Origin of the sequence: Aestuariivirga sp., assembly GCF_046294715.1 — a bacterium.
Taxonomy (GTDB): domain Bacteria; phylum Pseudomonadota; class Alphaproteobacteria; order Rhizobiales; family Aestuariivirgaceae; genus Aestuariivirga.
In genome coordinates this window covers 1-19,241 of record NZ_JBKBKI010000007.1, presented here as the reverse complement: position 1 = coordinate 19,241, position 19,241 = coordinate 1, and the positions used below count along the sequence as shown (strand labels likewise).

Genomic DNA, 19,241 nt, shown 5'->3' with positions numbered 1-19,241 from the left:
CATAGGATCTTCGCCTTGTCCTTTGAGGATGCACTCGCCCGCTGCGCCGCCGAGACCGATGCCCTGCTGGATCGCCTGATCCCGGCAAATGGCTTTCCCGCCGGCCGGCTGAACGCGGCGATGCGCTATGCCGCCCTCGGCCCGGGCAAGCGGCTCAGACCCTTCCTGGTGGTGGAATCGGCGGCCCTCTTCGGAGTTCCGCGCGAGCGCGCCCTCCGGGTGGGGGCCGCGGTCGAATGCGTCCACTGCTACTCACTCGTCCACGACGATCTGCCCGCCATGGACGACGACGACCTCCGCCGCGGCAAGCCCACCACGCACAAGGCTTTCGACGAGGCGACCGCCATCCTGGCGGGCGATGCGCTGCTGACCCACGCCTTCGAGATCCTCGCCGGAGAGGAGACCCACCCCCAGCCGCAGGTGCGGGTGAGGCTGGTGGCTGGCCTCGCGAGGGCCGCGGGTGCCGCCGGCATGGTGGCGGGCCAGATGCTCGACATCGAAGCCGAAACACGAATCGATTCAGAGCTTTCGGGCGTAAGCCTCATCCAGTCCCTCAAGACGGGTGCATTGTTCCGCTATGCCTGCGAGGCGGGCGCAACTCTGGGCGGCGCCGACCCCGCTCCCCTCATCCGCTACGCCCAGAGGGTCGGCCTCGCCTTCCAGATCGCCGACGACATCCTGGACGTCGAGTCGACTTCCGAGGCGCTCGGCAAGGCCACCCAGAAGGACAAGGTGCTGGGCAAGGCCACCTTCGTGGACCTGCTTGGCCTCGACGAGGCGAAAGCGCGGGCCGCAGCACTGGTCGATGACGCCATCGCCAGCCTCGCCCCCTATGGCGAGAAGGCCGCCACCCTGGGCGAGGCCGCGCGGTTCATCGTGACGCGAAGGAAGTGAAGCCGCTTGAGGGACGCCATGTCATGCTGAGCCGGGGCTGCGTCTTCTTCAACTTTGGAAGCGGCTATGCGTTGCGGCTCCTCGTCGCCCTGCATTCCTTCCGGCAACATTATTCGGGCCCGATCTCGGTCCTCGTCGCCGATGACGCATACGGCGCTCCGCTCGCAGTCGAGATCGAAAGGCTTGGCGCCTCGGCGATACCGATCGATTCCCTGAGCAAGTCCTTCGACCGCCATCGGCTCTTCCTGGAGAGCCCGTATGAGACCACGCTCGCCTTCGACAGCGACCTCGTGTTCTTCGGCGGAATCGATCCGCTCTGGCCCGAACTGGAGAAGGAAGGCGTCCTCGTCACCCGGTTCTATCCTGCACCCTATGGTCTTGAGGGTTCGCCCGAGCGGCCGAGCGGAAGGATGCTCATGATGGCCGCGATCAGGCATCTGGTCGATCCCGACACCTATGCCGGAGCGGTCCGCCGCATCTGCGTGGACCAGAAGGACGTGAACATCGGAGTTCTCGGCATATCGAGGCCCAAGGGGAATGCCTTTCTCCACGACCTCGCGGAGCATATCGAGCGCGGCCGGAACTCCTCCATCATGCTGCTGGACGAGATGCTCGTGGTGGCGCTGCTCGGCAACCACGCCCACCACCTCGCGGAAGAAATCTGGAACTGCCCGGCCGATGAATTCTACCGCCGGACGAACCTCCGGGACGCGGTCATCATTCATTATTTCGCCGAAGGGGCTGTCTATCGGGGTATCCCGATCGGGCGCAACCCCAACAGCTGGGCAGGCAAGAAATGGTTCGACGCGTTCGAACGCGCAGCACGAGACCTCGACCTGAAGAAATGGATCTCCGAAGACCCCGCCCTCATGCATGCGCCGGCGTGACCGGGACCTCCACCCCGTGCCGAAGGAGCAAGCCGGCATGATTGGGCGAAGATGGTGATATCGACGAACCCCATGGTCAACCGCAACGCCATCATGCTCTGCACGGATGCCAACATGATCGTGCCGGCCATGTTCGTCGCGCATGCCGTGATCTCGCAAGCCGGAGCCCGGGCATCCACCTTCGACACGGTCATCGTCACCGACGCCGAAGCCGCAGGAGACGAGGAAAAGGCATGGATGGATGCCAATCGCGTCCTCCATACGCTCGTCAGCTTCAACGAGCTCCGCAGCATCTTCGACAGGAGCGGTCGGCTCACCTCCGCAACGCTCGTCAAGCTCACCCTGCCGCGCCTGTTCGCCGGCCGCTACGACCGGATCCTATATCTCGACTCGGACGTCACGGTGCATGCGGACCTGAGCGGCCTCTTCGCGCTCGACCTCCAGGGTTTCCCGGTCGCGGCAAACCGCCGGGGCGTCGTGTTCCGGACGGAGGCGGAACAGAAGTCCACCTGGTCACATTTCCAGCAACTCGGCATGTCGGAGCCGTTCCGCTACTTCAACTCGGGCGTGATGCTGATGGACGTCGCCCAGTGGAACGGCGAGCGCATCGCCGAGAGGAGCCTGGAGTTCATCCGCGAGAATCCGGAACTCTGTCCGCTGCCGGATGAAGACAGCCTCAACGCAGTCCTGAACGGGCGCTTCGCACCCCTGTCGCCGGCGTGGAACATGCTCCCGCGGCGGGACGTCTACATTCCCCTCCACAATCATATCGACCCCGCCATCGTTCACTACACCGGGCACGACAAGCCCTGGAAGCGTTTCGGCGCCCACAAGCCGCTGCTGCCCGACATGGAAGCCTATCGCCTCTACGAGACGTTCCTCGCCACGTCTCCCTGGCCCCGCTGGCTGCGGACCCAGTGGAACATGCACGACCTTGCCGCGGCACTCCGCACCGGCTTCGACGAGAATTGGCGGCGGTTTCGGGGAGCGTCCGTGACGCCAGCGAAACAGGAGACTGCCGGCTACCTCGACAGGTACCTCCGCTTCGTGAGCGAAGCGGACTTCATCGACGTCGCGCAGGGGCTTGCCCGCCGCGACGGATCGAGCCTGCGGCTCAATCGCTGAATTCTTCCCTCTCAGCCCGCCCTCCCCCAGCGGCCCTTCACGTAATCTTCCACGATGTCCTTGAACTGCTGGGAGAGGTTCTCGCCGCGGAGCGTCATGGCTTTCCTGCCGTCGATGAAGACCGGAGCCGAGGGCAGCTCGCCCGTGCCGGGAAGCGAGATGCCGATGTCGGCGTGCTTCGACTCTCCCGGACCATTCACGATGCAGCCCATGACGGCGAGCTGCAGCGTCTCGAAGCCCGGGTAGTCGCGCCGCCAGTCCGGCATGCGGGTGCGGACATAGTCCTGGATGTCCTGCGCCAGCTCCTGGAAGACGGTGGAGGTGGTGCGGCCGCAGCCCGGGCAGGCGATGACCATGGGCGCGAAGCTGCGGATGCCCATGGTCTGCAGGATCTCCTGCGCCACGACGACCTCGCGCGTGCGGTCACCGCCGGGTTCGGGCGTCAAGGAGATGCGGATCGTGTCGCCGATCCCCTCCTGCAGCAGCACGGCGAGTGCGGCCGTCGAGGCCACGATGCCCTTGGAGCCCATGCCGGCCTCGGTGAGGCCCAGATGCAGGGCATAGTCGCAGCGGGCGGCCAGCGAGCGGTAGACGGCAATCAGGTCCTGCACCTCGGAGCATTTGGCGGAGATCAGGATCTTGTCCCTGGGGAGGCCCAGTTCCACCGCGCGCTCGGCCGAGAGCAGGCCGGACAGCACCATCGCCTCGTGCATCACCTCGCGCACGTCCTGCGGCTCGGGCGAGGCCGCGTTGCGGTCCATCAGGTCGGTGAGCAGCGCCTGGTCGAGCGAGCCCCAGTTGACGCCGATCCGCACCGGCCGGCCGAATTTCAGCGCCGTCTCGATCATCATGGAGAAGTTGCGGTCCTTCTTCTCACGGAAGCCGACATTGCCGGGGTTGATGCGGTACTTGGCCAGCGCCTCGGCGCAGGCGGGGTGATCGTTGAGGAGCGTGTGGCCGTTGTAGTGGAAGTCGCCCACCAGCGGCACGTTCACACCCATCCGGTCCAGCATGTCGCGGATATGGGGAACGGCCCTGGCCGATTCCTCGCGGTCCACGGTGATGCGCACGAGTTCGGAGCCTGCCCGCGCCAGCGCCGCCGTCTGGCGGGCCGTGGCCTCGGCGTCGGCGGTGTCGGTGTTGGTCATGGACTGGACGACGATGGGAGCACTTCCCCCCACCGTCACATGCCCGACCTTGACGGGGATCGAGGCCCGCCTGGTCTTGATCGCGGAATAGCTCATGGGATGATTAGTTGGCCTGTGGGCGGAGCAAGGTCAAGACGAAGAGGAGCCCCGCTGCGAGCACGATCGCCGGGCCGGCGATGGCGTTGGCGAAGGCCGAGAGCAGAAGGCCCGCGATGACGGCGATCGCGGCGAGGCCCGCCGCCAGCAGCGCCATGGATTCGGGCGAGGCGGAGAGCCGGCGCGCCGCGGCGGCCGGGATGACGAGCAGTGCCGTGATGAGGAGCAGGCCCACGATCTTCATGGAGATCGCCGTCATCAGCGCGATCAGCAGCACGAAGCCGAGTTCCACGCGGCGGACCTTGATGCCCTCGGCCTGCGCCAGGTCCTCGTGGACCGACATGGCGATCAGGTCGCGCCAGAGCAGGCCCAGGACGAAGAGCACCGCCGCCGCACCGCCCCAGACGATGGCGACGTCCGCCCAGCTCACGGTGAGGATGTCGCCGAACAGCAGGTCCATGTGGTCACCGGCGGCCCCCGTCACCAGCCCCACCGTGACGATGCCGAGGGCGAGGGAGGAATGCGAAAGGATGCCGAGCAGCGTGTCCGTCGCCAGCACGCGCTGTCGCTTCAGGAGGAGCAGCAGCAACGCCACGGCGATGGCGGTGGCCGCCGCCCCCAGCGTCAGGCTGAAGCCCAGCAGCAGGCCGAGGCCGACGCCGAAGAGCCCCGAATGGGCCAGCGTCTCGCCGAAATAGGCCATGCGCCGCCAGACGATGAAGCAGCCCACGGGCCCCGCCACGGAGGCGATGGCAAGCCCGGCGAGCAAGGCGCGCTGGAAAAAGGTTTCGGCGAGGATTTCGAGCACGGAGGTCAATGCCGGTGATGGGGGTGGCCGCAATCGCGATCTTGGCCATGGCTTTCATGGTCATGGTCGTGATGGTGCGTGTAGGCGGCGATCATGCGGGCGGCGGAGGGACCGAAGAGCTTGGCGAATTCCGGGTCCTGCTGCACCTTGACGGGGCCGCCCTCGCAGCAGACATGGCCGTTGAGGCAGACGACGTGATCGCTCTCCGCCATGACCATGTGGAGGTCGTGGCTGACCATCAGGATGCCGCAGCGATGGCGCTTCCTGACCTCCGAGATCAACTCGTACATGCGCGCCTCGCCCATGAAGTCCACCGCCTGGACGGGCTCGTCCAGCACGAGGAGCTCGGGCTTCCGGAGCAGCGCCCGGGCCAGCAGCGCGCGCTGCAGTTCGCCGCCCGAGAGCCGCGCCACGCTGGCGCCCTTCAGGTGCGGGATGCCGGTCTCCTCCAGGGCCGCGTCGATCTCGTCCTCGCCCGGCTTCAGGGTGAGCGACAGCAGGCGCCGCACGTCGAGCGGCACGTTCGGCACCTGAGGAAAGCGCTGCGGCACATAGCCGACGCGCAGGTCCGTCGTCCTGATGATCTCGCCGGAGGTCAAGGGCTGGAGCCCGAGGAGGCAGCGCACGAGCGTGGACTTGCCGGCACCGTTGGGCCCGATCACGGTGACGATCTCGTTCGGGCGCACATCGATGTTGACGCGGTCGAGGATGGTGCGGCCGCCGATGACGAGCGACGCGTCGCGGGCGCTCAGAAGTGCATTGGTGACCTTCAGCATTGCCGCCCTCCTCCGCAGGCTGCGCACAGCCCCGTCAGTTCGACCACCATGCGGCGCACGGAGAATTCCTGCCCGGAGGCCGCCTTGCGCAGGCCCTCGAACACCTGCGGCGCATCGAGTTCCGCCACGAGGCCGCATTGCTCGCAGACCAGCATCGCGGCGGGCTCGCCCTCATGCGGGTGGGTGCAGGCGACGAAGGCGTTGCGGCTTTCGATCTTGTGGACGAGGCCATGGGCTTCGAGGAAATCGAGCGCGCGGTACACCGTGATCGGGGCGGGCCGAGGGCCCCTGCTCGCCATGCGCTCGATGATGTCATAGGCACCCACGGCGGAATGGCTCTGGGCCACGCAGTTCAGGATGTCGCGGCGCTGGCCGGTCAGGCGCGCGCCGCGGCGCTCGCAGGTGCGCTCCGCCCGCGAGAGAAGTTCGGCGGTGCACCGGGCGTGATCGTGAAGGGGTTCTGGAAACGACATCTTGTTATAATATAACATGCTTGCGGCAAGTTCCAGTTCCATCCACCATGGGCCGGAAAAATCACGGAGTCCGCCATGACCGGCACCGCCAAGGCCACGGTTTTCATCGAGAATGACCGGGTGATCGTCACAGAGTACCGGTTCGCTCCCGGCGCCAATACCGGCTGGCACAAGCACGGTCATGACTACGTGGTGGTGCCCCTGATGGACGGCAAGGTGCGGCTCGAGACCCCCACCGGCCCCGCCCATGCCGAGATGAAGAAGGGCGTTCCCTATTTCCGCCATGCCGGAGTCGAGCACGACGTCATCAACGCCAACGAAACGGAATACGCCTTCATCGAGATCGAGCTGAAGTGAGGCGCCGATGATCCGCGGAGCGCTTCTTGGCTTTGGCTTCATCGCCGCCACGACGCCGGCCTTCGCCGTGGAGTTCGAACCGGCCCCCGGCGGCTACATCGAGTTCACCATGCCATCCAACAACGTCGGCTGCGTCTACCGCGACGAGGAAGGAACCGGGCTCGTGCTCGAATGCGACCGGGTGGAGCCAAGCTATGTCCGGGTGCGGCTCTTCGAGGAGGGGCTGCCGCAGGTCCACAGGAATGTCGGAGACCCCTCCTGCTGCGGGGCCGAGAATACCTTCGAATACGGCACCAGCTGGCGCAAGGGACCCTTCACCTGCGCCTCGACCACCTCGGGCCTGCGCTGCAACAACGGCGATCACGGCTTCCGGCTGAGCCGCAGCGGCGTGAAGACCTACTGATGCGGTCTCTTCTCCGCCCCGTCCGCGTCCGATGAAGATCCTCGTTCTCAACGCCGGCTCCTCCTCGCTCAAGTTCGCGATCTACGATGGCGAACTCGCGCTGCTGGTGAAGGGCCAGGTCTCGGGCATCGGCTCGATGCCGCGTCTCGAGGTCGCTGGCCATGTGGCGCGGGAGGTGCCGCATGTGACGACGCCCACGGAGGGGCTGCTCGTCGCAGTCCAATGGCTGGCGGACAATGGCCATGAGCCCGAGCGCTTCAACGGCATCGGCCATCGCATCGTGCATGGCGGCACCACCTATGTGACCCCGATCGCCGTCAACGATGCGATCCAGCACGACCTCGAGGCGCTGCGCTCGCTGGCGCCGCTGCATCTTCCCTTCGGCCTCGGCGTGCTGCGCGAGATGCGGCGGGTGGCGCCGGAGGTGCCGAACATCGCCTGCTTCGACACCGCCTTCCACGCCACCCAGCCGGAACTCGCCACCAGGCTGCCGCTGCCGCGGGCCTATTACGACAGGGGCTACCGGCGTTATGGCTTTCACGGCCTCAACTACCAACACGTCGTCGAGGCCCTGCCGCGCCTCTCGGGAAAACCCCTGCCGCGGAGGCTGCTCGCCGCTCACCTGGGCTCCGGCGCCTCGATGTGCGCGATCTTCGACGGCAAGAGCGTTGCCACCACGATGGGCTTCTCGACGGCGGACGGCCTCGTCATGGGCACGCGCACCGGCTCCATCGATCCCGGCGTGCTGGTGGCGCTGATGCGCGACGAGCACATGAGCCTCGATCAGCTGGAAGACCTGCTCTACCGCAAGAGCGGGCTCCTCGGGCTCTCCGGCATCTCCCCCGACATGCGGGTGCTGCTGGCGAGCGACAGGACGGAGGCAATCGAAGCGGTGGACTACTACTGCTATTCCGCCGCGCGCCACGCCGCATCGCTCGTGCCCGCGCTGGGTGGCGTCGATGCCATCGTGTTCACCGGCGGCGTGGGCGAAAACGCGGGGCCGGTGCGCGCGCGCATCCTGTCGCACCTCAAGTGGCTCGGCGTACCTGGCACGCATGTCTATGTGGTGCCCGCCAACGAGGAACTCACCATCGCAAGGAACGTGCGGGAGCTGGTGTAGCCCTCGAAGGGGCCCTCACCCCATCGCCAGCAGCAGCGCCGCGGTCGCCACGATGTCGTCCACGCTGGCGCCGCGCGAAAGGTCGGAGACGGGCTTCGCGAAGCCTTGCAGCACGGGGCCCAGGGCCTGCGCGCCGCTCAGATACTGCGTGAGCTTGTAGGCGATGTTGCCGGCGTCGAGATCGGGGAAGACCAGCACGTTGGCGCGGCCCGCCACGTCGCCCGGCTCCTTCATCTTCTTCGCGGCGACGGCCGGGGAAAGTGCCGCATCGCCCTGCATCTCGCCGTCGATCAGGAGATGCGGAGCCTTCGCCCTGGCGATGCGCAGCGCCTCGGCGACCTTCTCCGCATCGGGGTGGCTGCCGCCGCTGCCCTTCGTGGAGAAGGAGAGAAGCGCCACGCGCGGTTCCTCGTCGAGAAGGCGCTCGGCACTTCGTGCCGAGGCAATGGCGATGTCGGCAAGTTCGGCCGCGGTGGGCTGGATGACGACGCCGCAATCCGCGAAGACGAGGCGCCTCCCGGGCCATTGCATGAGGAAGAAGCTCGACGGCGTCGCGATGCCCTCCGCCGGGCCGATGGTCATCAGCGCCGCCTCGATGACCCGCGCCGTGGGGTTCGCAGCGCCCGCGAGCATCGCATCCGCCTCGCCCGCCGCCACTGCGGCCCCGGCGCGGTAGAGCGGCTTTCTCAGCAGGCGCGCCGCCATCGCGTCGTTCATCTTCCCGCGGTGCTGCCGCACGATGGCGAGGTGATGCGGCCCGGCCTCTGGCACGTCCTCCGCGCCGAACACGACGGGCTCCGCCAGGTCTTCCTCGCGCAGCCGCCGGGCCGCCTCGCGGATGCGGGCGTCCTCGCCTTCTGGCATCACGAGTTTCAGCCTTCTGCCCTTGATTTTGGCCCTTGCTTCGTCGATCACGCTCATGGGATTCTCTCCGGATGGCGGCCATGTCAGCAGAAGAAAAGATCGAAATCCACCGGGGCCTCAAGGGCGTCTATTTCGAGCGCTCGGGCACCACCTTCATCGATGGCAAGGCGGGCGAGCTCCGCTATCGCGGCTATTCGATTCACGACCTCGCGCAGCATTCCAGCTTCGAGGAGACGGCCTACCTGCTGCTCCATGGCGAGCTTCCCACGGCGGCCCAGCTCTCGGCGTTCGACGCCGGCCTCAAGGCGGCAAGGCGGCTTCCGCCCGAGATCGTCGCGATCATCGAGACGGTGAAACGGGCTCATCCGATGGACGTGCTGCGCACTGCCGTTTCCGCGCTCGCCGCCTTCGATGCGGAAACGCAGGAGAATTCGGTGGAGGCGACGCGCGCCAAGGGAATGCGCCTCGCAGCGCAGGTGCCGATGATCGTGGCGGCCCACGAGGCGCTGCGCAACGGGCGCAGCTTGCCGGAGCCCGATCAGTCGCTTTCGCACGCCGCGAACTTCCTGTGGATGATCACCGGCCGCAAGCCTTCGCCCGAGGGTGCGCAGCTGATGGACCGCGACCTCATCCTCCATGCCGAGCACGGCAGCAATGCCTCCTCCTTCGCGGCGCGCGTGGTCGTTGGAACGGAGGCCAATCTCCACGCAGCGGTGACGGCGGCGATCGCCGCGCTCTCCGGCCCCGCGCATGGCGGGGCGGCGGAAGACGTGATGCGCATGGCGCAGGAGATCGGCGAGCCGGAACGCGCTGCGGCCTATGTGAAGGCCAAGCGCGCGGCGGGCGAGGCGGTGACGGGCTTCGGCCATCGTGTCTACCGCACCGAGGACCCGCGCGCGCGCCATATGCGCGAGGGCGTGGAGAAGCTGTCGCGCGAGATGGGAGAGCCCAAGTGGTTCGCCATCCTGCAATCCGTCGTCGACGCGATGAAACCCTATGCGCGCTTCGGCGTAAATGTGAACGTCGACTTCTACTCGGGCGCGATCTACTACCTGAACGGCATCGCGGCGGATCTTTTCGTGCCGATCTTCGCCGTCGGGCGCGTGCCTGGCTGGACGGTGCAATGCATCGAGCAACTGCAGAACAACATTCTCATCCGTCCACTGACGCTTTACGACGGCCCACAACCTCGGGCCTATGTTCCGCTTACGGAACGCTGACGAGAGAATCCTTATTCTTGCCCGCTCTCCGCCACATTCGCCCGGCACGGTGATTTCGTCAGCCGTGCGACCGCGGGAAAAAACGTGGAGCATGGCGCGGGACGGCCGCAGACAACAGGAGTTGGCAGGGGATGTGTCATGCCATCGCTTCGGGTTCCGCGACCGCGGGGCCCGACCGTCACGGAGATCACCACTTCGCCATGACGAGCGGTTGCGCCGCGGCGGGTTGACGCCCTGCGCGCGACATTCCCCACATCTTCAGGAGCTAGGACATGACGCAACGCCCTCGTCCTTCCGACAAGGATACGACCGCCGAAACACCGGAGCGCCCGCAGCAAGCCGCCCCCCACGCGAGCTGGGTTCTGACCGCCGAGAACGAGGCTTCCTCCCGCGAGGAGCTTCTCGCCCGCTACCGGCGGCAGCGCAACCTGTCCGAGGACCCCTTTGGAGACGGCAGGCCCACCGCCCCCTCCGGCTACCGCGACCGCGTGATGTCGCGGCCGCGGCCGGCGGCACGCTTCCTCGAAAGGGAAGAGGCACCGGTCGAGACCAAGGCCCCGCCCGTGGCGGCGCGCAGCGTCAGCCTCGGCCAGACATTCGCCATCGCGGCGATGATGGCGCTGATCTCGGGCGGCGGCGTCGGCTTCCTCAATGCCTACCTGGCGTCCTCGCCTTCGAGCACGCCCCAAGTTGCGGCGGCTGAGGCCGATGCGCCCGATCTGCCGCAGTTGAAGCAGCAGGCCCCGCAGCCTGTCCAGGCCGCATCGGCAGCGGCGCCCGCGCAGGCCGCACAGGCAGCGGCGCCCGCGCAGGCCGCTGCGGCAGAACAGGCGACGGTCATCCAGAAGAAGCCGGTTCCCACCGCCACGCTGCAGGTTTCCGACGTCGAGGGCCAGACCAACAGCTTCATCCCGCTTGCACTCCGCGCCGAGCCTGCCAGCCTCGGCAGCGACATGCTGCTCAAGATCTCGGGCATTCCGGAGGGCGCCTATCTCACCTCCGGCCGGCGCGACCAGGACATGATCTGGGCACTGACGCTGGACGACCTCAAGGACGTGAAGCTGGTCGTGCCCGAAGCACAGCAGCCCGAGATCGACCTCGCCGTCGCCGCCTTCGAGCCGAAGACGGGCGAACTCGCGGCCCCGGTGAAGACCATGACTGTGGCGCTCTCGGACGTGGTGGTGCAGCCGGCTTCGGCTCCGCCCCCGCAACAGGTGGCGCGTGCGGCGCCTGTGGCCTCCGCCAAGTCCGGCCTTCCGGCGAGTTCGGGAGACGCGCTGCCCGCGCCCATTCCTCCACCGGAGAGCGTGAGCCTGGCGCTCGCCACGCCGCAGGAGACGCCGCAGGCCCAGCACCTCGTCCTGGAGGGCGACACGCTGCTGAAGAGCGGCGACGTGCGCGCTGCCCGCAAGGCTTACGAGCAGGCGTGGAGCGGCGGTTCCGCGGCGGGCGCCTTCGGCATCGCCCGCAGCCATGACCCCGTGGTGCTCGGCAGCCTTTACCTGAAGAACGCGAAGCCCGACAAGGAGCAGGCCCTTCAATGGTATGAGCGCGCCGCAGCGGCCGGCCACACCGAGGCGGCCGCGGCCATCGTTCGGCTCCGCCTCAAACCCTGATCAGCTCGTCGGCTTGCCGGCGAGCGCTGCCTCGAGCTTGCGGTCCCGTCCATAGACGTCGGGCCGGAACTCGAGGCTGCCATTCTCGCCCTGGAAGGCCGTGGCATAGACGAGGTGAATCGGAATCTTGTCCTTGAGCACGACACGCGTCGTCTTGCCGCTCTCGAACGCCGCATCGATGCGGGTCTTCGGCCAGCCGGCGATCTCCCCCACCAGGCGGTAGGCCAGTTCGATCGGCCGCGACAGCCTGATGCATCCATGGCTGAAGGCGCGGGTGGTCGCGAGGAACTTGTCCTTGGCCGGCGTGTCGTGCAGATAGATGTTGTGGCTGTTGGGGAACATGAACTTCACCTTCCCAAGCGCGTTCTTCGGTCCTGGCTTCTGGCGGAAGGTGAAGGGGAAACGGCCCGGGCCATAGGCGTTCCAGTTGATGCCGCCCCATGAGGCGAGCTTGCCGTTCATGAAGACCTCGAAATCGCCGGCATAGGCCATGGGGCTGCGCCTGAGCTTCGGCAGCATCTCCCTCGTGGCGATCGAGTACGGCACCGTCCAGGTCGGGTTGATGTCGACGTATTCGATCTCGTCGGAGAACTCCGGCGTCTGGGTGGCCACGGCGCCCACCACCACGTCCATCCGGTCCACCAGCTCCTGCTGTTCGATCTCCTGCAGTTCGAAGCCGGCGAGGTTCACCATGAAATGGTGGTCTCCGAGGTCTTCCGGCATCCAGCGCCAGCGCTCCATGTTGAGCATGATCTGGCGAACGCGCTGGGCGGGGGGCACGTTCAAGGCCATCACCGTCTGCTTGCCGATCAGCCCCTTCGATTCGAGGCCGTGGCGCATCTGGAAGCTGCGCACCGCCAGCACCGTTTCATCATCGTAGACATCGCCGCCGCCGCCGCCGGGATGGTCGCCCGTCAGCATCAGCAGCTTTCTGATCTCGGGAATGCGCGGATCGCGGCCACCCGGCTCGATGTTCTCGCCCGTCGGGATCGAGGGCCACTTCACCGACTCGGCCATGGCGCGGTAGAGGGCGAGCATCCGCTTCAGCGACTGGTAATGCGGGTTCTGCGATTCGAACTGGTCGAGGAACCTCTCGGGGTAGTGCTGCTTCTGCAGGTCCGTCAGCACGCGCAGCACGTCGATGGTCTTGCGGTTGCGGAACAGGCGCGGATCGACCTTTTCCGGCGTCACCCGGCCGATCTTGAGGTCCGCCGCGTAGGTGACGAAGAAGGCGGAAAAGTAGAGTTCCGCCGCCGCCGCGCCGTCCACATCCTCCGCCGTGATGTCGTCGCGCAGCTGCATCAGCGCGTCGATCGGGTAGTCGGCGGGGTTGAGTCCGTCCTCGGCGGCATCGGCGAGGCGCTGCAGGAACGGCGTCATGCGGCCCGTTCCCACCCAATAGACGTCGCCCTGGTCACGAACGTAATGCGCGATGAGCGCGGGCCGGATGCGCTCGAGCGGCAGGGGAAGCCTGTCCGGTGCGGTCAGGATATCCGCCACCGCCTCGGCGACGGCGGCGGCTTCCGGCGCCGGCTTTCCGGCGGCGAAGGCAGGCTCCGGCGCTGCCGACCACAGCAGCACCGCCAGCACGATTCCGATCAGCCTGCGCATCGCCCTCCCCGGCCTTTCCCTGACTGCGACTCAGATCATGTTATCCGTGAATGCCCTGCCCTGTCCTCACACGTTGAGCAGCAGGTATTCACGTTCCCATGAGCTGATCACGCGGCGGTAGTTCTGCATTTCCTGGTATTTCACGTCGTTGTAGGCCTCGCAGAACTTCTCGCCCAGCACCTGCTTCAGGGCCTTGGTGTAGTTCAGCTTGTCGAGGCTCTCGTCGAGGCTGATCGGCAGGGTGTGGGCGTAGCGGTAGGCCGAGCCTGCGACCGGATCGGAAGGCTTGATCCTCTCCACCATGCCGAGGTAGCCGCAGGCGAGCGAGGCGGCGAAGGCGAGATAGGGGTTCGCATCCGCACCCGGCACGCGGTTCTCGACGCGCGAGTTGCTGGGGTCGGAGGATGGAACGCGGAGCGAGACGGTGCGGTTGTCCACCGCCCAGTGCACGTTGGTGGGGGCATCGGAATCCGGCACAAGCCGGCGGTAGGAATTGACGTTCGGCGCACAGAGCGAGAGGGCCGCCGCCAGATAGCGCTGCAGGCCGCCGATGTGGTTGAGGAAAAGTTTCGACTGCGTGCCGTCCTTGCTGGCGAAGATGTTCTTTCCCGTCTTGGCGTCCATCACCGACTGGTGGATGTGCATCGAGGAGCCGGGCTCGTTCTCGTGCGGCTTCGCCATGAAGGTGGCATACATGTCGTGCTTCAGCGCCGCCTGCCGCACCGTGCGCTTGAACAGGAACACCTGGTCTGCGAGTTCCAGCGGGTCGCCGTGGTTGAAGTTGATCTCGAGCTGGGCGGGGCCGCTCTCGTGGCTCAGCGTGTCGACGTCGAGTTCCTGCGCCTCGCAGAAATCATAGATGTCCTCGACGATGGGATCGAAGTCGTTGGCGGCGTCGATGCCATAGGCCTGTCCTCCCGGCTCCTTGCGGCCCGAGCGGCCGACCGCCGCATCGAGCGGGTAGTCGGGATCGAGGTTCTTCTTGACGAGGTAGAATTCGAGTTCCGGCGCAACGACCGGCCGCCAGCCCTTCTCCTTGTAGGCCTCGAGCACACGCTTCAGAACGTAGCGCGGGGAAATCTCCACGGGTTCGTCGTCGAGGTGGAAGGCGTCGCAGATCACCTGCGCGGTGGGCTCGGCGTACCACGGCACGAAGCGGATCGTGTCGGCATCGGGCTTCATGTAGATGTCGATGGCGCTGTCGCTCACCGCGCGCGTGTCCTGCGTGTAGCGGCCATTGATCGTCAGCGTGAAAACCTCCTCCGGAATGCGCAGCCCGCGCGAGCGGTTGCCGGAGAGAAATTTCTTCGGAGGAAGAATCTTGCCGCGCGCGGTGCCGTTCATGTCGGCCACGAGGCATTCCACCTCGCTGATCTTGTGCTCGTGCAGCCATTCCTCAAATCGTGATTGGGTCATGATATTCCGCAACTGGTTGAAACACTTACAGTGTAGCCCGGAAGCTTGACCAAAGAGAAGGGGGGCCGCTAAACCCCTTCCACCATGCCAAAATCGATCACTGCGCCGAGCTATTACCAGGCGACCGCAACCCCCTTCCCCGCCCACCCGCCGCTCATGGGAGATGTGAGCGCAGACGTCTGCATCGTGGGCGCGGGCTATACCGGGCTTTCGGCTGCGCTGGAGCTTGCGGAAGCCGGGCACCGGGTGGTGGTTCTCGAAGCCGAGACGGTGGGTCATGGCGCCTCGGGGCGGAACGGCGGGCAGATCTGCACGGGCTTCTCCTCCGGCCAGGAGAAGATCGAGGCCCAGCTCGGGCGTGAGGATGCGCGGCGCTGCTTCGCGCTGGCGGAGGAATCGAAGCGCCTGCTCGTCGAGCGCGTCGATCGCCACCAGATCGACTGCAATCTGCGCTGGGGCTATCTCCATGCACTGCCGAAGCCCAACCGCCTGGACGGGCTCAGGGAATGGAAGGAGGAGTGGGACGAGCTCGGCTATACCGACACCCAGATCCTTTCCAAGGCCGAACTCGAGGAGAAGCTCGGCACGAGCGCCTATCACGGGGCGCTGCGCGAGGGGGGTGCCGGGCATTTCCATCCGCTGAACTACTGCCTCGGCCTCGCCCGCGCGGCCGCTGCGGCGGGCGCTTCAATTCACGAACATTCTCCCGCCATCGAGGTCAACACCAGTTCGCAGCCCTTCGTGCGCACCGCGAAGGGCAAGGTGAAGGCCAAGTTCGTGATCATCGCGTGCAACGCCTATCTGGGGCGGCTGGTGCCGAAGCTCTACGGCAAGGTGATGCCGGTGACGAGCTACATCATCGCAACGGAGCCATTGGGTGAAAACCGCGCCCGCGCCCTGATCCGCGACGGCGAGGCGGTGGCGGACACCAATTTCATCGTCGACTATTTCCGCATCACCAGCGACACGCGCATGCTGTTCGGCGGCCGCGCCAGCTACACCACCCTCGAGCCGGCGGACCTCGGCGCCTACATGCGGCCGCGCATGACGAAGATCTTCCCGCAGCTTTCCGACGCCAGGATCGATTATGCCTGGGGCGGCTTCATCGCCATTACCTACAACCGCATTCCGGACTGCGGCCGGCTCAGCGCAACGACCTATTATGCGCATGGCTATTCCGGCCAGGGCGTGGCTCTCGCGGGGATTTATGGGAAGCTGATGGCGGAGGCGGTGCGCGGCACGGCGGAACGCTTCGATCTTCTTTCGCGGGTGCGCCACATGCCTTTCCCCGGCGGCCCCATCCGCGTGCCCATGCTGGCCGCCGCCATGCTGTTCTACCGCCTCAAGGACGCCTTGAACTGATGAGCAAGCTCTTCTCACCCGTCACCTTTCGCGGCATGACGCTCAAGAACCGCGTCGTCGTGGCGCCCATGTGCCAGTATTCGGCCCGGCACGGCTTCGCCGATGACTGGCACCTCGTGCATCTCGGCCGCTTCGCGCTCGGGGGCTTCAGCCTCGTCATCGCCGAGGCCACCGCGGTGACGCCCGAGGGCCGCATCACCTATGCCGATCTCGGATTGTGGGACGACGCGCAGATCGAGCCTCTGCGGCGCATCGTCCGTTTCCTGCACCGGCACGGTGCGGCGGCGGGGATCCAGCTTGCGCACGCCGGGCGCAAGGCTTCCGCGCCTGTTCCCTGGCGGGGCGCCTTTACCGAAACGGAGGAGGAGAAGCAGGCGCTGGCCTTCGAGGCCTGGACGCCCGTGGCACCTTCCGCGGAACGGCACATGGCGTCCTACGCGATGCCGGAAGCGCTGGACGAGGCCGGCATGGCGCGCATCCTATCGGGCTGGGTGGCAGCCACCAGGCGTGCCGAGGCCGCGGGCTTCGACATGATAGAACTTCACTCGGCCCACGGCTATCTCCTGAACCAGTTCCTCTCGCCGATCGCGAACAAGCGGACGGACCAGTATGGCGGCAGCCGTGAGAACCGCATGCGCTGGCCGCTCGCCGTCGCCCGCGCCGTGCGCGAGGCATGGCCTGAAGGAAAGCCGGCCTTCGCCCGCATCTCGGTGACGGACTGGATCGAGGGCGGTGTCACGGTCGAGGACAGTGTCGCATATGCGAAGGAACTGAAGACCATCGGTTATGACCTGATCCACTGTTCCTCGAGCGGATTTGACGGCGCGAAGATTCCTTTGGGGCCGCTCTACCAGGTGCCGCTGGCGGAGGCCGTGCGCAAGAGCGCAGGCGTGCCGGTGGCGGCGGTGGGCCTCATCACCAAGCCGCACGAGGCTGAGGAGATCCTCAAGGCGGAGCGGGCCGATCTCGTGGCGCTCGCCCGCCAGGCGCTGGACGATCCCAACTGGCCGCTTCACGCGCTGCGTGACCTGGTGGGCGGCGACACCTACGCCGCCTGGCCGGACCAGGCAGGCTATGCAATCCGCAACAAGGACAGGGCGCTGGGCATCTTCCGCTGAAGGCTCACTCACCCATCGGTGCGGCGCGCGCACCCTTCTGCCAGGCCTTGAGGCAGAGATATTCCATCACGAGGGACGAGGCGGCGAGCGAGGTGATCTCGGCGTGGTCATAGGGCGGGGAAACCTCGACCATGTCCATCGCCACGAAGTTCACTTCCGTCAGCCGGCGGATGATCGATGCCGCCTGGTGATAGGTGAGACCGCCCGGAATGGGGGTGCCGGTGCCGGGTGCCGCGGAGGGATCGAGGCAGTCGATGTCGAAGGTGAGGTAGGCCTTGTTGTGCCCCACCACCTCGCGCACGATCTCCGCCACCTGGCCGGGGGAGCTGTCATGCACCTCATCGGCATAGATGAGGCGGAAGCCGAAGGTGCGCTCGCCGGCGAACACGGTTCGCAGCCCGATCTGCACGGACCGCTTCGGATCGATCAGCCCCTCCCTGACGGCATAGCCGAACATGGTGCCGTGGTCGATGCGGCCGCCGTCATCGGGCTCGACGTCGCGGTGGGCGTCGAAATGGACGAGCGAGAGGGGCCCATGTTTCTTCGCGTGCGCCTTCAGCAGCGGATAGGTGATGTAATGGTCGCCGCCGAAGGAAATCATTTCCGCCCCGGAGGAGATGATCTCCGTGGCGTGGTCCTCGAGGCGCTGCGGGAAGTTCTCCTTGCGTCCCCAGTCGAAGAAGCAGTCGCCGTAGTCGATGACGGCGAGCGTGTCGAAGGGATCGAAGTTCCACGGCCAGAACGGCCCCCAGGCGTTCTCGACGGACGCCTTGCGGATGCCCTCCGGCCCCATGCGGGTTCCGGATCGGTGCGAGACCGCCTGGTCGAAGGGAATGCCGGTGACGGCGATGTCCACGCCCGCGAGATCACGCGTGTACTTGCGGCGCATGTAGGAGAGGGCCCCCGCATAGGTGGGCTCCCACTGCGTGCCCTTCAGGCTCTCGCGGCGAAAGGCGTTGTCGCCCGGCAAGGGGCCCTTGGAATTCATCTCGAGCGACATCCCGCTACTCCGTGAGAACGATCGAATCTTCGGGCGCCCAGTGCACCCACACGCTCTGCCCGCGCTCGACGCCCGCCCCGCCGATGCGCGTGTCGTTCTGGACGTTGACGGCGAGATCGAGCCCGTCCGCCGCCTCGATGACGACATGGCTGGTGTCGCCATAATAGGCCACGTCCCGCACCTTGCCCTGGATGCGGATCGCGGATTGCGGCTCCGTCTTCGCGATCTTGAGTTTCTCGGGCCGCACCGCGATTGCGACCTGGCCTCCAACGAGGCCGTCGCTCGCAAGTTCCAGGCGGCCGATTCCGCGCGCTTCGCAGTCGATCTTGCTCCCGAGCTGGCGAAGGACCTTTGCCTCGATCAGGTTCACCTTGCCGATGAAGTCCGCCACGAAACGGCTCTTCGGATGCTCGTAGAGCTCGGCCGGCGTGGCCACCTGCTGAACCGCACCCTTGTCCATCACCGCGATGCGGCTCGCCATGGAGAGCGCCTCGTCCTGGTCGTGCGTCACGATGATGAAGGTGATCCCCACCGTCTGCTGCAGCCGGGTCAGCTCCATGCGCATGTCGTCGCGGAGCTTGGCGTCCAGCGCCGAGAGCGGTTCGTCGAGCAGCAGCACCTTGGGCCGCTTCACGAGCGCGCGCGCCAGGGCCACGCGCTGGCGCTGGCCGCCCGACATCTGGTCCGGCTTGCGGGAGGCGAGCGCCGACAGCTTCACCATTTCGAGGGCCTCGGCCACGCGGCGCTTCGTTTCGTCTGCCGGAACGCCCGTGACCTTGAGGCCATAGGCCACGTTCTGCTCCACCGTCATGTGCGGGAACAGCGCGTAGGACTGGAACACCATGTTGGTGGGACGCTTGTTGGGCGGCGTGAAGGCCATGTCCTCGCCGGCGATGATGATCTGGCCCGAGGTCGGCGTCTCGAGGCCGGAGATCATGCGGAGAAGC

General features: G+C 66.6%; 19 protein-coding genes. 10 read left to right on the top strand and 9 right to left on the bottom strand.

The window, feature by feature from the left end; all coding sequences use genetic code 11:
* The first annotated feature begins 15 nt into the window (after window positions 1-15).
* From ACK4HL_RS06855 to ACK4HL_RS06845, 3 genes are read left to right on the top strand one after another with little or no spacing between them, the layout of a single operon-like run.
* Window positions 16-894, top strand: coding sequence for a polyprenyl synthetase family protein (locus tag ACK4HL_RS06855; RefSeq protein WP_409757667.1), 879 nt, complete (start codon window positions 16-18; stop codon window positions 892-894).
* 23 nt (window positions 895-917) lie between these two features.
* Window positions 918-1,781 carry a hypothetical protein gene (locus tag ACK4HL_RS06850; protein ID WP_409757664.1) on the top strand — a complete coding sequence of 288 codons (864 nt, stop codon included), beginning with the start codon at window positions 918-920 and terminating at the stop codon, window positions 1,779-1,781.
* 51 nt (window positions 1,782-1,832) lie between these two features.
* Window positions 1,833-2,906 (top strand): glycosyltransferase family 8 protein, encoded by a 1,074-nt coding sequence (locus ACK4HL_RS06845; RefSeq protein ID WP_409757661.1) that lies wholly within the window; start codon window positions 1,833-1,835, stop codon window positions 2,904-2,906.
* Between the two features lie 11 nt (window positions 2,907-2,917).
* On the opposite strand, the gene ispG is transcribed toward ACK4HL_RS06845, so the two are convergent.
* The 4 genes from ispG to ACK4HL_RS06825 are packed head-to-tail and all read right to left on the bottom strand — an operon-like array spanning window position 2,918 to window position 6,207.
* On the bottom strand, window positions 2,918-4,150 hold the full coding sequence (gene ispG, locus ACK4HL_RS06840) for a flavodoxin-dependent (E)-4-hydroxy-3-methylbut-2-enyl-diphosphate synthase (RefSeq protein WP_409757658.1): 1,233 nt from the start codon (window positions 4,148-4,150) through the stop codon (window positions 2,918-2,920).
* Between the two features lie 7 nt (window positions 4,151-4,157).
* Entirely contained in the window at window positions 4,158-4,958 is an 801-nt protein-coding gene (locus ACK4HL_RS06835) for an iron chelate uptake ABC transporter family permease subunit (RefSeq protein WP_409758077.1), read from the bottom strand.
* 5 nt (window positions 4,959-4,963) lie between these two features.
* Window positions 4,964-5,734, bottom strand: coding sequence for an ATP-binding cassette domain-containing protein (locus tag ACK4HL_RS06830; protein WP_409757655.1), 771 nt, complete (start codon window positions 5,732-5,734; stop codon window positions 4,964-4,966).
* Entirely contained in the window at window positions 5,728-6,207 is a 480-nt protein-coding gene (locus ACK4HL_RS06825) for a transcriptional repressor (RefSeq protein ID WP_409757652.1), read from the bottom strand. The genes ACK4HL_RS06830 and ACK4HL_RS06825 overlap by 7 nt, the downstream gene beginning before the upstream one ends.
* A gap of 75 nt (window positions 6,208-6,282) precedes the next feature.
* Between ACK4HL_RS06825 and ACK4HL_RS06820 the strand changes: the two genes are divergently transcribed.
* Genes ACK4HL_RS06820 through ACK4HL_RS06810 form a run of 3 tightly spaced genes read left to right on the top strand, consistent with a single transcriptional unit; the run spans window position 6,283 to window position 8,087 of the window.
* On the top strand, window positions 6,283-6,564 hold the full coding sequence (locus ACK4HL_RS06820) for a cupin domain-containing protein (RefSeq protein WP_409757649.1): 282 nt from the start codon (window positions 6,283-6,285) through the stop codon (window positions 6,562-6,564).
* A 7-nt stretch (window positions 6,565-6,571) separates the two neighbouring features.
* Window positions 6,572-6,967: a hypothetical protein gene (locus ACK4HL_RS06815; RefSeq protein WP_409757647.1), complete on the top strand. Its 396-nt coding sequence runs from the start codon at window positions 6,572-6,574 to the stop codon at window positions 6,965-6,967.
* 31 nt (window positions 6,968-6,998) lie between these two features.
* Window positions 6,999-8,087, top strand: coding sequence for an acetate/propionate family kinase (locus tag ACK4HL_RS06810; protein ID WP_409757644.1), 1,089 nt, complete (start codon window positions 6,999-7,001; stop codon window positions 8,085-8,087).
* Between the two features lie 15 nt (window positions 8,088-8,102).
* Here the strand turns inward: ACK4HL_RS06810 and ACK4HL_RS06805 are convergent, their stop codons facing one another.
* Complete coding sequence (locus ACK4HL_RS06805; RefSeq protein WP_409757641.1) at window positions 8,103-9,008, bottom strand: phosphate acyltransferase; 906 nt, start codon at window positions 9,006-9,008, stop codon at window positions 8,103-8,105.
* Between the two features lie 23 nt (window positions 9,009-9,031).
* Here ACK4HL_RS06805 and ACK4HL_RS06800 point away from each other — a divergent pair, with 23 nt between their 5' ends.
* Together ACK4HL_RS06800 and ACK4HL_RS06795 are read left to right on the top strand one after the other, a co-directional pair.
* Complete coding sequence (locus ACK4HL_RS06800; RefSeq protein ID WP_409757638.1) at window positions 9,032-10,171, top strand: citrate/2-methylcitrate synthase; 1,140 nt, start codon at window positions 9,032-9,034, stop codon at window positions 10,169-10,171.
* A 272-nt stretch (window positions 10,172-10,443) separates the two neighbouring features.
* Window positions 10,444-11,787 (top strand): hypothetical protein, encoded by a 1,344-nt coding sequence (locus ACK4HL_RS06795; protein WP_409757636.1) that lies wholly within the window; start codon window positions 10,444-10,446, stop codon window positions 11,785-11,787.
* Here ACK4HL_RS06795 and ACK4HL_RS06790 read toward each other — a convergent pair whose 3' ends face one another.
* Both ACK4HL_RS06790 and ACK4HL_RS06785 read right to left on the bottom strand, forming a co-directional pair.
* On the bottom strand, window positions 11,788-13,398 hold the full coding sequence (locus ACK4HL_RS06790) for a murein L,D-transpeptidase (RefSeq protein ID WP_409757634.1): 1,611 nt from the start codon (window positions 13,396-13,398) through the stop codon (window positions 11,788-11,790).
* A 66-nt stretch (window positions 13,399-13,464) separates the two neighbouring features.
* Complete coding sequence (locus ACK4HL_RS06785) at window positions 13,465-14,814, bottom strand: glutamine synthetase family protein (protein ID WP_409757631.1); 1,350 nt, start codon at window positions 14,812-14,814, stop codon at window positions 13,465-13,467.
* Between the two features lie 84 nt (window positions 14,815-14,898).
* Here ACK4HL_RS06785 and ACK4HL_RS06780 point away from each other — a divergent pair, with 84 nt between their 5' ends.
* The gene (locus tag ACK4HL_RS06780; protein WP_409757629.1) at window positions 14,899-16,176 is read left to right on the top strand and encodes an NAD(P)/FAD-dependent oxidoreductase; all 1,278 of its coding nucleotides are present in this window, start codon (window positions 14,899-14,901) and stop codon (window positions 16,174-16,176) included.
* Window positions 16,176-17,294: an NADH:flavin oxidoreductase/NADH oxidase gene (locus tag ACK4HL_RS06775; RefSeq protein ID WP_409757626.1), complete on the top strand. Its 1,119-nt coding sequence runs from the start codon at window positions 16,176-16,178 to the stop codon at window positions 17,292-17,294. Before ACK4HL_RS06780 ends, ACK4HL_RS06775 begins: the two co-directional genes overlap by 1 nt.
* A 4-nt stretch (window positions 17,295-17,298) precedes the next feature.
* Here the strand turns inward: ACK4HL_RS06775 and speB are convergent, their stop codons facing one another.
* Window positions 17,299-18,294, bottom strand: a complete 996-nt coding sequence (speB, locus tag ACK4HL_RS06770) for an agmatinase (RefSeq protein WP_409757623.1) — start codon at window positions 18,292-18,294, stop codon at window positions 17,299-17,301.
* Between the two features lie 4 nt (window positions 18,295-18,298).
* The coding region (locus ACK4HL_RS06765) for an ABC transporter ATP-binding protein (protein ID WP_409757620.1) at window positions 18,299-19,241 on the bottom strand (943 nt) is incomplete at its 5' end.

Coding starts and splice junctions, on each gene's coding strand:
- ACK4HL_RS06790 (WP_409757634.1), bottom strand. CDS start 13,398: ATGCGCAGGCTGATCGGAATCGTGCTGGCGGTGCTGCTGTGGTCGGCA.
- ACK4HL_RS06850 (WP_409757664.1), top strand. CDS start 918: ATGCTGAGCCGGGGCTGCGTCTTCTTCAACTTTGGAAGCGGCTATGCG.
- ACK4HL_RS06800 (WP_409757638.1), top strand. CDS start 9,032: ATGTCAGCAGAAGAAAAGATCGAAATCCACCGGGGCCTCAAGGGCGTC.
- ACK4HL_RS06825 (WP_409757652.1), bottom strand. CDS start 6,207: ATGTCGTTTCCAGAACCCCTTCACGATCACGCCCGGTGCACCGCCGAA.
- ACK4HL_RS06810 (WP_409757644.1), top strand. CDS start 6,999: ATGAAGATCCTCGTTCTCAACGCCGGCTCCTCCTCGCTCAAGTTCGCG.
- ACK4HL_RS06780 (WP_409757629.1), top strand. CDS start 14,899: ATGCCAAAATCGATCACTGCGCCGAGCTATTACCAGGCGACCGCAACC.
- ACK4HL_RS06785 (WP_409757631.1), bottom strand. CDS start 14,814: ATGACCCAATCACGATTTGAGGAATGGCTGCACGAGCACAAGATCAGC.
- ACK4HL_RS06815 (WP_409757647.1), top strand. CDS start 6,572: ATGATCCGCGGAGCGCTTCTTGGCTTTGGCTTCATCGCCGCCACGACG.
- ACK4HL_RS06845 (WP_409757661.1), top strand. CDS start 1,833: ATGGTGATATCGACGAACCCCATGGTCAACCGCAACGCCATCATGCTC.
- ACK4HL_RS06830 (WP_409757655.1), bottom strand. CDS start 5,734: ATGCTGAAGGTCACCAATGCACTTCTGAGCGCCCGCGACGCGTCGCTC.
- ispG (WP_409757658.1), bottom strand. CDS start 4,150: ATGAGCTATTCCGCGATCAAGACCAGGCGGGCCTCGATCCCCGTCAAG.
- ACK4HL_RS06795 (WP_409757636.1), top strand. CDS start 10,444: ATGACGCAACGCCCTCGTCCTTCCGACAAGGATACGACCGCCGAAACA.
- ACK4HL_RS06820 (WP_409757649.1), top strand. CDS start 6,283: ATGACCGGCACCGCCAAGGCCACGGTTTTCATCGAGAATGACCGGGTG.
- ACK4HL_RS06805 (WP_409757641.1), bottom strand. CDS start 9,008: ATGAGCGTGATCGACGAAGCAAGGGCCAAAATCAAGGGCAGAAGGCTG.
- ACK4HL_RS06775 (WP_409757626.1), top strand. CDS start 16,176: ATGAGCAAGCTCTTCTCACCCGTCACCTTTCGCGGCATGACGCTCAAG.
- speB (WP_409757623.1), bottom strand. CDS start 18,294: ATGTCGCTCGAGATGAATTCCAAGGGCCCCTTGCCGGGCGACAACGCC.